This is a genomic window from Comamonas sp. SY3, assembly GCF_041730275.1.
In the GTDB taxonomy this organism is placed as follows: Bacteria; Pseudomonadota; Gammaproteobacteria; order Burkholderiales; family Burkholderiaceae_C; genus Comamonas; species Comamonas sediminis.
This window is the reverse complement of the sequence record NZ_JBGTYN010000014.1, coordinates 12,838-25,734: the sequence shown is the minus strand read 5'-3', so window position 1 is coordinate 25,734 and position 12,897 is coordinate 12,838. Positions and strand designations below refer to the sequence as shown.

At 64.5% G+C, this 12,897-nt stretch carries 11 protein-coding genes; 5 read left to right on the top strand and 6 right to left on the bottom strand.

What is annotated here, in order from left to right; genetic code table 11:
- Positions 1 to 132: 132 nt before the first annotated feature.
- From ACCQ08_RS16900 to ACCQ08_RS16885, 4 genes are all read left to right on the top strand, one after another.
- Entirely contained in the window at positions 133 to 501 is a 369-nt protein-coding gene (locus tag ACCQ08_RS16900) for a helix-turn-helix domain-containing protein (protein WP_239809029.1), read from the top strand.
- A gap of 58 nt (positions 502 to 559) precedes the next feature.
- Positions 560 to 1,573: a Bug family tripartite tricarboxylate transporter substrate binding protein gene (locus ACCQ08_RS16895; protein WP_373450454.1), complete on the top strand. Its 1,014-nt coding sequence runs from the start codon at positions 560 to 562 to the stop codon at positions 1,571 to 1,573.
- A gap of 661 nt (positions 1,574 to 2,234) precedes the next feature.
- Complete coding sequence (mgtA, locus tag ACCQ08_RS16890) at positions 2,235 to 4,982, top strand: magnesium-translocating P-type ATPase (protein WP_373450453.1); 2,748 nt, start codon at positions 2,235 to 2,237, stop codon at positions 4,980 to 4,982.
- A gap of 37 nt (positions 4,983 to 5,019) precedes the next feature.
- On the top strand, positions 5,020 to 5,739 hold the full coding sequence (locus tag ACCQ08_RS16885) for an MgtC/SapB family protein (RefSeq protein WP_239809026.1): 720 nt from the start codon (positions 5,020 to 5,022) through the stop codon (positions 5,737 to 5,739).
- Positions 5,740 to 5,748: 9 nt separating this feature from the next.
- On the opposite strand, the gene ACCQ08_RS16880 is transcribed toward ACCQ08_RS16885, so the two are convergent.
- From ACCQ08_RS16880 to ACCQ08_RS16855, 6 genes are all read right to left on the bottom strand, one after another.
- On the bottom strand, positions 5,749 to 6,444 hold the full coding sequence (locus ACCQ08_RS16880; protein WP_312461838.1) for a response regulator: 696 nt from the start codon (positions 6,442 to 6,444) through the stop codon (positions 5,749 to 5,751).
- Complete coding sequence (locus ACCQ08_RS16875; protein WP_373450452.1) at positions 6,441 to 7,979, bottom strand: ATP-binding protein; 1,539 nt, start codon at positions 7,977 to 7,979, stop codon at positions 6,441 to 6,443. Before ACCQ08_RS16875 ends, ACCQ08_RS16880 begins: the two co-directional genes overlap by 4 nt.
- A 134-nt stretch (positions 7,980 to 8,113) precedes the next feature.
- The gene (locus ACCQ08_RS16870) at positions 8,114 to 8,371 is read right to left on the bottom strand and encodes a hypothetical protein (protein ID WP_239809023.1); all 258 of its coding nucleotides are present in this window, start codon (positions 8,369 to 8,371) and stop codon (positions 8,114 to 8,116) included.
- Positions 8,372 to 8,629: 258 nt separating this feature from the next.
- Positions 8,630 to 9,193 (bottom strand): class I SAM-dependent methyltransferase, encoded by a 564-nt coding sequence (locus ACCQ08_RS16865; protein ID WP_373450506.1) that lies wholly within the window; start codon positions 9,191 to 9,193, stop codon positions 8,630 to 8,632.
- 58 nt (positions 9,194 to 9,251) lie between these two features.
- Entirely contained in the window at positions 9,252 to 9,425 is a 174-nt protein-coding gene (locus tag ACCQ08_RS16860) for a hypothetical protein (RefSeq protein WP_373450451.1), read from the bottom strand.
- A 13-nt stretch (positions 9,426 to 9,438) separates the two neighbouring features.
- Complete coding sequence (locus ACCQ08_RS16855) at positions 9,439 to 10,662, bottom strand: MFS transporter (RefSeq protein ID WP_373450450.1); 1,224 nt, start codon at positions 10,660 to 10,662, stop codon at positions 9,439 to 9,441.
- A gap of 187 nt (positions 10,663 to 10,849) precedes the next feature.
- Here ACCQ08_RS16855 and ACCQ08_RS16850 point away from each other — a divergent pair, with 187 nt between their 5' ends.
- A complete protein-coding gene (locus tag ACCQ08_RS16850) occupies positions 10,850 to 12,826 on the top strand; it encodes a DNA topoisomerase IV subunit B (protein ID WP_312413521.1) in 1,977 nt (658 codons plus the stop codon).
- Positions 12,827 to 12,897 lie beyond the last annotated feature (71 nt).

Genomic DNA, 12,897 nt, shown 5'->3' with positions numbered 1-12,897 from the left:
CATCATGCAAGCGCTGGGTGTGGAACGCTAGAACCGACATATTTGTGGTCTAGTATTAAAAATGTAAGCAATGCATGGATATTGGCTTGGCACTAGGATGGGGCGTTTGTCGTTTTCCGGGGAGCAAGGGGTATGAAGCGTTTGAACAGCAAAAGCGGCTGCGCAGTGGAGGTCACCTTGTCCGTCATGGGCGGCACCTGGAAGCCCATTGTGCTTTTCCATTTGCTCCATGGCACCAAGCGTTTCAGTGCGTTGGCGCGCGCCATTCCGAACGTCACCCAGCGCATGCTGACCTTGCAGCTGCGCGAGCTCGAAGAGGCCGGCATTGTTGCGCGCACGGTCTATGCCGAGGTCCCCCCGCGCGTGGACTATGCATTGACCGACCTGGGCCGCAGCCTGCAGCCGGTGCTGACGGCCATGCGCGACTGGGGCATGGACTATGCCCAGAGCCAGGGTCTGCAGCAAGAGGGCCAGGACGTACAGGCCAGCTGCGCTGCCTAGTGCCAGTTTCCCGCTCGGGAGGATAATTCCCGTCTCTGGTTTTCAGTGCCCGCCTGCCATGATCTCCCGCTTTCCCCTCCTGCGCCCGCTGGCGCTGCTGCCTGCATTGGTCTGCCTGGGCCTGGCATGGGCCGGACATGCACACGCGCAAGCACAAGAGCGGCGCGCCTACCCCAGCCAGTCCATCAAGCTGGTGGTGCCCTTTGCACCGGGGGGCTCGACCGATATCGTGGCCCGCCTGGTTGCCGATGCCATGCGCGAGCCGCTGGGCCAGCCGGTGGTGGTGGAGAACAAGGCTGGCGCCGCAGGTCTCATCGGGGCCGAGGCGGTGGCCCGTGCGCGGCCCGATGGCTACACCATCGGCGTGGGAACGATCAGCACCTTGGCCGTCAATGCGGTGATGCTGAAATCGCTGCGCGGCAACCCGCCCGAAGCGCTGGCACCGGTCATCGCGTTGGCGCAGATTCCATCGGTATTCTCCACCCACCCCAGCCTGGGGGCAGCCGATCTGCAGAGCCTGGTCGCCATCTTGCGCGCCCAGCCCGACCACTACACGATCGGATCGGCCGGCGTGGGCTCCATCGGCCACCTGATTGCCGAGGCGATGAACGAAGCGCTGGGCGTGCGCCTGCGCCATATTCCGTACAAAGGCCAGGGCCCGGTGGTCAACAGTGCGCTGTCGGGCGAGACCCAGGTGCTGAGTGACCAGTACCCGTCGTCCAGCAGCCTGGTGCAGTCGGGGCGCCTGGTGCCCTTTGCGGTGGCCGCGCCCCAGCGGCTGCCAGCGCTGCCGCAGGTGCCTACGTTGGCAGAGGCGGGCTACCCGGCGCTCAACCGCCTGGCCATCACCTGGTTTGGGCTGGTGGCGCCGGCCGGCACGCCGCCAGCGGTCATCGACACCCTCCACCACGCAGCCCGCCAAGCGCTGCAGCAACCTGCGGTGCAGGCGCGTCTGGAGCAGCTCGGTGTGGTGCCGATGGGCGGCAGCCCGCAGCAGTTTGCAGCGCTGATCAGCGATACCCGCGCCCAGATCGAGCAGCTGGTGCAGCAGCGCCGGCTGGTGCTGGACTGAGCTTTCTGAAAAGCGCAGGTAAAGAGCGCGTTGTGCCTTCGAAACCACTGGTGGTTTTGAGGGCCTTGATCTACAATCCGGCCAGCTTTTTTATCAGGAGTAACCCTGTGGACTTACCGAGTTGTTGGCCAGCGGCCAACCGACCACAGGCAAGGTAATCGCAAACGCCCCAGCTTTGCGCGCTGCCTTGCCGAACCAGGCGGGCAGCTGTGAGGTGCCGTAGTTTCTGTCATACAGACCTGCGCCCCTACTGCATCCCATTTTGATCTTCCAGTCTTGCCCAGTGGCGAGCGCCTTTGCTGCGCGCCATTACACCGGGTGTGGGAGCCTTTCATGCCACTGCGTATGTCTTCGCTGGCCTCTTTGCGCGCACCGCGACGCAGGGCTGTGCCATGGGCCATCACGCCATGCTGCGGCTTGGGCGCGCCCCGCTGCATGCAGCGCCAGCTCGCGACCATGCTGCGCCGCCGCGCCCCCATGGGCAAAGGTGCCGTGCAGTCCTGCTCGGCTTCGGCGGCATTGGACCCTTTCAGTCGCTGACCTCTCTTGTGTTTGAGGTGCATCTTTGCGGCCGCCTGGCAGCGGCGCGCATGGGCACGCCTGTATGGATTGAAGATGCCATGCGGCGCGGCGGGCCGTGCCCATGGCGGGGAGATGGGTCATGTTGAACCTGCTGAAAAATGGATTCGTTAACTTTCTGCGCTCGCGCCACTGGGGCGTGCATTTCCGCCGCTTGCCGATGTTTGAGCAATGGGCCAGCACGCCGGTGGATGCCAGCATTTCCACGGCCATGGGCGAGCGGCTGCGCGACGCCGCCCATGCGCCGGAACAAGCATTGCTGCAAAGCCTGAACACCAGCCGCCAGGGCCTGGACGACGCACAGGTGCAGGAGGCGCGTGCACAGGCCGGATGGAACACCATCTCGCAGGACCGGCCCATGTCTCGTGCCGAGCACCTGTGGCTGTGCTTTCGCACGCCTTTCAACCTGCTGCTGACGGTGCTGGCCGCCGTGTCGTGGCTGACGGGCGACACCAAGGCCACGGTGGTGATTGGCAGCATGGTGGCGCTGGCGACCGGCCTGCGCTTTTGGCAGGAAGGCCGCGCCAACCAGGCTGCGGCTGGCCTGCAGGCCCTGGTATCGAACACCGCAGCTGTGCTGCGCCGCAGCGCTCAGGATGAGCAGGGGCAAGCGCTGGATGCGCTGCCATCGCGCCTGTCTGCGCTGCAGGCCGTGCGCGAGCTGCCGGTGCGCGAGCTGGTGCCAGGCGACATCATCCAGCTGGCGGCCGGCGATATGGTGCCGGCCGACTGCCGCCTGCTGGCCGCCAAGGACTTGTTTTTGGCGCAATCGGCGATGACCGGTGAATCCATGCCGGTGGAGAAATTTGCCCAGGAGCCCGATGGCGCCCAATCCAACCCGGTGGAATTGCGCAACCTGGTGTTCATGGGCACCAACGTGGTTTCGGGTGCGGGTCTGGCGGTGGTGCTGAGCACCGGCAACCAGAGCTACCTCGGCGCGCTGGCCGGCAAGGTCTCGGCCATGGAGCGTGGCCCCACCGCGTTCCAGATGGGGGTCAACAAGGTCAGCTGGGTGCTGATCCGGTTCATGCTGGTGATGGTGCCGCTGGTGCTGCTGATCAATGGCCTGACCAAGGGCGACTGGACCGAGGCGCTGCTGTTTGCGCTGTCGGTGGCCGTGGGCCTGACCCCCGAGATGCTGCCGATGATCGTGACCGCCACGCTGGCCAAGGGGGCGGTGTTCCTGTCGCGCAAGCAAGTGATCGTCAAGCACCTGGATGCCATCCAGAACTTTGGCGCGATGGATGTGCTGTGCACCGACAAGACGGGCACCCTGACCGAGGACCGGATCTCGGTCGAGCGCCACCTCGATGCCTGGGGCGATGTATCGCAGCATGTGCTGGACATGGCCTACCTGAACAGCTACTACCAGACGGGTCTCAAGAGCCTGCTCGATGTGGCCGTGCTGGCCCATGGCGAGCGCGCGCCGCTGGTCGACAGCCATACCAAGGTCGATGAAGTGCCGTTTGACTTTGTGCGCCGGCGCATGTCGGTGGTGGTGAGTGACGCTGCTGGCGCCGGCAAGATCATCACCAAGGGCGCGGTCGAGGAAATCCTGCAGGTGAGCAGCACGGTGCAGGCCGCCGGTGGTGTGCTGGCGCTCGACGTGGGCTTGCGCCAGCGCATCGTGGCGACGGCCGAGGCACTCAACGCCCAGGGGCTGCGCGTGGTGGCGGTGGCGACTCGGGATACCGAGCCTGGCCAGAGCAACTTCGGGGTGGCCGATGAGGCCGGCATGGTGCTCTGCGGCTTTCTGGCCTTTGTCGACCCACCCAAGGAAAGTGCCGCACCCGCGCTGCAGGCGCTTGCTCGCCATGGCGTAAAGACCAAGGTGCTGACCGGCGACAATGCCGCCGTCACCGCCAAAGTCTGCCAGCAGGTGGGCATCACCGAGCAGCATATCGTGCTGGGTGGCGATATCGAGCAGATGGACGACCAGCGCCTGGCCCAGGTGGTCGAGGAAGGCAACATCTTTGCCAAGCTGAGCCCTGCGCACAAGGAGCGCATCGTGCGCATGCTCAAGGCCAATGGCCATGTGGTGGGCTTCATGGGCGACGGCATCAACGATGCGGCAGCGCTGCGCACGGCCGATATCGGCATCTCGGTGGACACGGCCGTCGATGTGGCCAAGGAAGCGGCCGACATCATCTTGCTGGACAAGAGCCTGATGGTGCTGGACCAGGGCGTGCAGGAAGGGCGCCGCACCTTTGCCAACATGCTCAAGTACATCAAGATGACGGCGAGTTCGAACTTCGGCAATGTGTTCTCGGTGTTGATTGCCAGTGCCTTCATCCCCTTTCTGCCCATGCTGCCGATGCAGCTGCTGGTGCAGAACCTGGTGTATGACTTCTCGCAGTCGGCGATTCCGTTTGACCATGTGGACCCCGAACTGCTGACCCAGCCCCAGCGCTGGAACCCTGCCGATGTGGGCCGCTTCATGCTGTTCTTCGGCCCCATCAGCTCGGTCTTCGACATCACCACCTTTGTCGTGATGTGGAAGGTGTTTGGCGCCAACACGCCGGAGCGCCAGGCGCTGTTCCAGTCCGGCTGGTTTGTTGTGGGCCTGCTCACCCAGTCGCTGATCGTGCACATGATCCGCACGATGCGCATTCCGTTCCTCCAGAGCCGCGCTGCCTGGCCGGTGGCCCTGATGACCCTGGTGGTCGTGGCCATCGGCATTTACCTGCCTATGGGCGCGTTGGCACCTTATTTCAAGCTGGTGCCGTTGCCCGGCACGTACTTTGTATTCCTTGTGGCGGTCTTGCTGGCCTATATGGGTCTTACGCAGGTCATGAAAAAGTGGTACATCCGTCGCTACGGCTGGCAATAAGCGCCATGAAGAATAACCGTTTGCCAAGGAGGGCGGCATGCTCGAAGCGCTGAACTACACACAACTGAACTCACTGATCAACACGGCCATCAGCCTGGTGACCGCCTTTGTTCTGGGCGCCGTCATCGGCCTGGAGCGCCAATACCGCCAGCGCACCGCCGGCTTGCGCACCAATGTGCTGGTGGCCGTGGGCGCGGCCATCTTTGTCGACAGTGCCAACACCATTGCAGGCCCTGACGGGGCCGTGCGCGTGATGGCCTATGTGGTCTCGGGGATCGGCTTTCTGGGCGCTGGCGTCATCATGCGCGAGGAAGGCAATGTGCGTGGCCTGAACACCGCCGCCACCCTGTGGGGCTCTGCCGCCGTGGGCGCCGCAGCGGGGGCTGACCTGATCGTGCAGGCGGCCCTGGGCACCGTGCTGGTGCTGGCGGCCAATACCTTGCTGCGCCCGCTCGTCAATGCCATCAACCGCAAGCCGCTGGATGTGGCTTCCACCGAAATGACCAATGCCGTGTTTGTCGTGGCCGAGCGCCTGCACCAGCGGCTGGCGCTGGCGATGCTGCAGGATGTGCTGGAGCGTGGCGGCTACCCGCCCGGCGATATCGACATCCAGCCGTTTGGCGATGCCGAGGTGGTTATTGAAGCGACCTTGGCCGCCCAGTCGGTGGAGGGAGAGGAGCTCGATGCGATGGTGCAGCAGCTGGCGGCCAAGCCCGGGGTGCGCCAGGCGTTCTGGAGCCCCAGCACGCGGGACTGAACTGCAGCGCTAGCCTTCAAATGCGAAGCCGACGCCATAGATCGAGCGAATGCAATCGGCGTCGTCTCCCATCACCGTGCGCAGTTTCTTGCGCAGGTTCTTGATATGGCTGTCGATCGCGCGGTCGCTCACTTCCAGCGCATCGGCATAGGCCAGGTCCAGCAACTGGCTGCGGGGGTAGATCTTCCCGGGGTGGCGCTGCAGGATGTGCAGCAACGCAAACTCACGCCGCGTCAGCCCCAGATCCTGGCCGCGCCAGCTGGCCTGGCTGGTGGTCTCGTCCAGCTGCCAGTCGCTGGCGGCCTGGCTGGCTGCCGCACCGGGAGCAGGTGGTGCATGGCGGCGCAGGATCACCTTGACGCGGGCAATCAGCTCGCGCGGCGAAAAGGGCTTGCAGATATAGTCGTCGGCGCCCATCTCCAGGCCGACCAGCCGGTCCACTTCCTCGACCTTGGCGGTCAGGCAGATGACGGGGCAGATCTGGCGCGCGCGGCACTCGCGCAGAATGCTCAGGCCGTCGGTGCCGGGCAGCATCAGATCGAGAATGGCCAGCTGCGGCGCGCGGGCGCGCAGCGCCGCCATGGCCTGGCTGCCATCGGCAAAATGCTCGACCTCATAGCCGGCGTGGTGCAGGTAGTCAATGACAACCGAGGCGATATCGGCCTCGTCTTCGGCATACAGAATGCGGGGTTTGGCGGTGTTCATGCAACAGGGTCTATCAAGGGCAGGATCAAGGTAAGGCGCAGACCGCCCAAGGACGAGATGGAGGCCTGCAATTGTCCTCCATGGGCTTGCACAATGCTTTTGCAGATCGCAAGCCCCAGGCCCGAGCCGCCGCTGGCGCGGCTGCGCGAGGTCTCTACGCGGTAGAAGCGTTCAAAAATACGGGGCAGTTCGGCTGGCGGCACCGAGGGGCTGCTGTCATCGAGGTGCAGCTCCAGCCAGCGCTGGCCCGAATCAGGTGCTGGCCCATGCAGGCTGGCGCTGATGCTGACACGGCCCGGCGCATCGGTGTAGCGCAGGCTGTTTTCCAGGATATTGCTCAGCACCTGGTGCAACTGCTGCGCATTGCCCTGCACCCAGGCAGGCGGCAGTGCGGCCAGCAGCTCCTGGGCCGTGGGCAGGCTGATGCCCGCTTGGCTGAAACGAATCTGCACGGCTTCCACCGCCTCGATGGTCTGGGCCCGCATGTCCAGCGGGCGCGCAGCCGCGGGCAGGTGGGCGGTCAGCTGCAGCGCAGGGGCGGCCTCGGGTGCGTGCACCACCAGTGCGGTCGGGATGGTGGCACGCATGTCGCTGACCAGCTGGGTCAGGCGCAGGATCTGGCGGTGCAGGCGCGCGGCCGTCTGCGCATCAAAGCTGCGGATGCCATCCTGCACGGCTTCAATCTCGGCCCGCACGGCTGCCAGCGGGGTGCGCAACTCATGGGCCACCTGCGTGAGCCATTCATGCTGCTGTGCCTGGGCTTGCGAGAGCTGCTCGGCCATGTGGTTGTAGCGGTCGGCCAGCTGCACCAGCTCATCATGGCCGGCCACGGCAATGCGGTAGTCCAGCTGTCCGCTGGCAAATGCCTTCGCCCCTTCGCTCAGCGCCTCGATGGGCCGAATCCAGCGGCGGCTCAGCCACCAGGACAGGGCACCGGCCAACAGCAGCCCCAGCAGCCCGGTAATCGCCAGAAACACCAGATGCTCCTTCAAAAAGGCATTGTCGATCTGGTTTTTCAGGTCTTCGGGCTGGTTCAAGGTCAGGGTGCCAATCAGCATGTGCTGGCCATCGAACAGCGGGTTTTTGGCGCTGCCGGGCGTGGGCGGCACACCGGCAATCAGCTTGCCCTGGTTGTCGAGCAGACCCAGGCGCTGGGACAGCGGGTGGCGCTCGATGGGGCGCAATTGCTGGGTCAGTGCAGGCCCGAGTGTGGCCCGGCGCGGTGCCACTGTCTCGGCAGGGGGCGAGACGGGCACGGCCGCCTGGCTGCCAAAGCGGGTCAGTGCATTCCAGCGCTCCGGGGTCAGCGAAGCCCAATGCGGGTCCTTCGCATATTCGCGCCGCAGCTGGCTTTCGAGATACTCCAGCCGCCCCAGCTCGATCTGTGCCACGTAGCCGCCCAGCCCGCGCTGCAGACTCCAGTACGAAAAGCCAAAAAACCCCAGCAGCAGCCCCAGCAGCAGCAGCACCATGGCCAGCAGCACCCGTGTCTGCAAGCGGGTGAAACGCAACTGTTGGAAGCGGGAAGTGGTCACAGAAAGCAGCTGGGGCGTTGGATGGAGGAGCGCAAACGGCAAAAACGGGCAGGCGCAATGCCTGCCCGGCTATTCTCTTACACAGTGCGTGGGTGTGTAAAAGTGTTGCTTGATCGGGGCGTTACCAGCGGACTTCAGGGTCCGATGGATGCGCCACGCTTGGCGACCAGTTGCTTGCCCACCTGGCGGCAGGTGGCCTTGGCGGTGGTGCCATTGTCCAGTGTCAGTTGGACGGCGTCGCCGGCCTTCTTGCCCTGGCAAGCCTCAATGGCTTGCTTGGACGGGGCGGGTTGGGCGGGGCTGGCGGCCTGGGCCTGTGCGGCGGCGATCCAGAGGGCTGCAGTCACGGCGGTGCTGCACAGCAGACGATGGCGAAGTGGTTGAGAACTCATGGCATTCCTTGTATAAAAAGAGGCTCTGCGGCCAGGCCGCGATCTGGTGTGGAACAGAAAGAAGCGGTGAAACAGAGAAACTGGAGTGTGTTTACGCCTCTCCGCAGAGCCTATGGTTGAACTATAGAAGCCAAATGTGGAGGAAGTTGGGCCGGCTTTGTGCAAGGTGTGACAAAGCGAAAACCGCATGCCTATTGGGTTTCGGCGGTATCGGGCCGCGCGCGCAAGGCCGCAAAGTTATGCAAAGCGGAGGCCGCTTCAGGGCAGCGGCGTGGCTGGCAGGGGGCTTGCGCCGTGCGGGCGGCGCGCCGCAATGCGCTGTACCACCCGCTCCGGGCTGCGCAGCAGCCCTGCCTCATAGGCGATGACCGACCAGCCGGCGCAGACTTGCAACAGCTCGCCCGGTTGCAGCAAAAAATCGGGCCGGGAGGGCTTGCCGTAGGCTTCGTTGCCCTGCGCAAAGGTCTCGTACAACAACAGCCCGCCAGGGGCCACACTGGCCAGAATGCGCGGCCACAGCGGGCGCCACAGATAGTTCGTCACGACCACTGCATCGAAGAGCCGGCCTTTCAGCGGCCAGGCACCGTTTTCGATATCGGCCTGCAGCCATTCGCCTCCCGTGCCCGACTGCAGCGATTGCAGGGCCGCACCGTCGCGGTCCACGCCCGTCACCTGCAAACCCTGGGCCTGCAGGTAGCGCGCATGGCGGCCCTGGCCGCAGGCCAGATCCAGCACCTGGCGGCCAGCCGGGATCAGCGCAGAAAAGCGGGTGATCCAGGGCGAGGGGGCGGGGGTGTGGGTGTGGGTGTGGGTGTGGGTCATCGGCTGGATCGTGTCTGCGATCGCTACATCGCGGCGCGGGGAGAACGTAGACACGTTCTCAGAAGCAGGCCCAGACATGGTCGGCCATGCGCACCATGAATTCCGGTTGCGTATAGAGCATGAACACCAGTGCCAGCAGCACCGCCACCAGCAGCCAGATGGCAGCGCGCTGCCAGCCGCGCAGCGGCGTGGCGTCAGCGTTGGAGGGTGTTGGGGGTGCAGGCTGTTGCATGAGAGTTCGGTGGTCAGGCCGCCAGTGGCTGGCGCCGCACGGGCTCTTCCTTGACGGGCAGATTGACCAGGCCGGCGAACACGCCCAGCCCAATGGCCACGTACCAGACGACATCATAGCTGCCGGTGTGGTCATACAGGTAGCCGCCCAGCCAGATGCCCAGGAAGCTGCCGATCTGGTGGCTGAAGAACACAAAGCCGCTGAGCATGGACAAATGCTGCACGCCAAAGATCTGTGCAATGGCGCCATTGGTCAGCGGCACGGTGGACAGCCACAAAAAGCCCATCACGGCGGCAAACACATAGACCGACCAGGGCGACAGCGGGACCAGCAGAAACACCACGATCGCGATCGCGCGGATGAAATAGATGCCCGAGAGCAGGTAGCGCTTGGCCATGCGCTGGCCCAGTGAGCCTGCCAGGTAGGTGCCAAAGATGTTGAACAGGCCGATGAGCGCGAGCGAATAGCTGGCCACATGCGGCGGCAGCCCGAAGTCCTTCAGGTAGCTGGGCATGTGCACGCCAATGAACATCACCTGGAAGCCGCAAACGAAGTAACCCGCCGTCAGCAGCAAGAAGCTGGGATTGCGGAAGGCTTCGCCCACGGCCTGGGCGATGGTTTGCTGCTGGCCTGCGGCCGCGTGGCGCTTGAGTGCGTGGAAATTGGGCTCGCGCAGCGCGATGGCCAGCGGCACGATGGTCAGCACCAATACCGCACAGACCAGCAGCGCGTTCTGCCAGCCCAGGTGGGCGATCAGCTGGCCCTCGACCGGCACCATGAAGAACTGGCCAAAGGAGCCGGCCGCTGCAGCCACCCCCATGGCCCAGGATCGTTTCTCGGTAGGCAGTTGGCGCCCGATGACGCCATAGATCACCGCATAGGTGGTGCCTGTCTGCGCCATGCCGATCAGAAGCCCGGCCGTGAGCGCGAACACCAGCGTATTGGGCGCCCAGGCCATGCCGGCCAGGCCCAGCGCATAGAGCAGCGCGCCGCAGACCAGCACCTTGCTGGCGCCAAAACGGTCGGCCAGCATGCCGGTGAAGATGCCAATCAGGCCCCAGCTGAGGTTTTGCACCGCCAGCGCCAGCGCAAAGGATTCGCGCGTCCAGCCCATCTCCTGCGTGATCGGCTGCAGCCACAGGCCAAATCCGTGGCGGATGCCCATCGACAGCGTCACCACGGCGCCGCCGCACAGCAGCACGCGGGCCATCGTCAATTGTTGTGCGTTGTTTTGCATAGTCCTAGCTTGTCTCGTTATGCACGGATTGTTACTCCAACCCCCAAAACCGGCTGTCTCTCGCATATTGCCCAGTGGCCAGCCAAGCCCATTGCAGGCTGTTGCGACCAAGCGTCGTGAATCGTCAACAAATCCACCTGTTTATCTATACAGCTATTTACAATGGCAGCCGCTAGAATGGAAAGTTATGGCAAGCAAAAACACGTCTACCAGTGAATACGCAGAAGGCTCGATCCGGGTCCTCAAGGGGCTCGAACCGGTCAAGCAGCGCCCGGGTATGTATACCCGTACTGACAACCCGCTGCACATCATCCAGGAGGTGATCGACAACGCCGCTGACGAGGCACTCGCCGGCTTTGGCAAGAAGATCCGCGTCTATCTGCACACCGATGCGTCGATCAGTGTGGAGGACGACGGCCGGGGCATTCCCTTTGGCATGCACCCCGAAGAACATGCGCCGGTGGTGGAGCTGGTGTTTACCCGCCTGCATGCGGGCGGCAAGTTCGACAAGGGCCAGGGCGGCGCCTACAGCTTCTCCGGCGGTCTGCATGGCGTGGGGGTGTCGGTGACCAATGCGTTGGCCACCCGCATGGAAGTGACCGTGCACCGCGACGGCTCCGTCGCCACGATGGCCTTTGCCGGTGGCGATGTGGTCGAGCCGCTGAAGGTGCGGCCGATGGTCAGCGGTGACCGCAAGCAGGGCACGACGGTGCGTGTGTGGCCCGATGCCAAGTATTTCGAATCCAGCCATCTGCCAATGGGCGAGCTGGTGCACCTGCTGCGCAGCAAGGCGGTGCTGATGCCCGGCGTCAGCGTGCAGCTGACGCAGGACAAGAGCCGCGAGACGCAGACCTGGCAGTACAAGGGTGGCCTCAAGGACTACCTGCTGCAGACCCTGCCGGTGGACCCGCTCATTCCGGTGTTCGAAGGCGAGGGCTTCGCCGGCCGCAGCGACGACCATTTTGCCGAGGGCGAAGGGGCGTCCTGGTGCGTGGCCTTCACCGACGAAGGCCAGCCGGTGCGCGAGAGCTATGTCAACCTGATCCCCACCACCGCCGGCGGCACGCATGAAAGTGGCCTGCGCGACGGCCTGTTCCAGGCGGTCAAGAGCTTTATCGAACTGCACTCGCTGCTGCCCAAGGGCGTCAAGCTGATGCCCGAGGACGTGTTTGCCCGCGCCAGCTATGTGCTGTCTGCCAAGGTGCTCGATCCCCAGTTCCAGGGTCAGATCAAGGAGCGCCTGAACTCGCGCGACGCCGTGCGCCTGGTCTCGGGCATGGTGCGGCCTGCGCTGGAGCTGTGGCTGAACCAGAACGTCGAATATGGCAAGAAGCTCGCAGAGATTGCGATCAAGGCAGCACAGACGCGCCAGCGCGCCGGCCAGAAGGTGGAAAAGCGCAAGGGCAGCGGCGTGGCCGTGTTGCCCGGCAAGCTGACCGATTGCGAAAGCCGCGACCTGGCCTACAACGAGGTGTTTCTGGTCGAGGGTGATTCGGCCGGCGGCAGCGCCAAGATGGGCCGCGACAAGGAAACCCAGGCCATCCTGCCGCTGCGCGGCAAGGTGCTCAACACCTGGGAGGTGGACCGCGACCGCCTGTTTGCCAATACCGAAATCCATGACATCTCGGTGGCCATCGGCGTCGATCCCCATGGCCCCGATGACGAGGTGGACCTGAGCGGTCTGCGCTACGGCAAGATCTGCATCCTCAGCGATGCGGACGTGGACGGCTCGCACATCCAGGTGCTGCTGCTGACCCTGTTCTTCAAGCACTTCCCGCAGCTGATCGAGAAAGGCCATGTCTGCGTGGCGCGGCCGCCGCTGTTCCGCGTCGATATTCCTGCCCGGGGCAAAAAGCCCGCGGCCAAGGTCTATGCGCTGGACGAGGCGGAGATGCATGCCATCTTCGACAAGGCCGCCAAGGATGGCGTACCCCGGGAGAAATGCCAGGTCAGCCGCTTCAAGGGCCTGGGCGAGATGAATGCCGAGCAGCTCTGGGAAACCACGTTGAACCCGGACACCCGCCGCCTGCTGCCGGTGCGCCTGAGCCGCACCGACCTGCTGGCCACCCGTGAGGTCATGACCCAGCTGATGGGCAAGGGCGAGGCTGCGGCCCGCCGCGACCTGATGGAACTCCATGGCCACGAAGTAGAAATCGATATCTGATTGCATGTCTCCAGCATCGATGGCTTTGCCGCTTTTGCCTTGCCTGGCCGCAGCCCTGTCTGCGTCTGGGC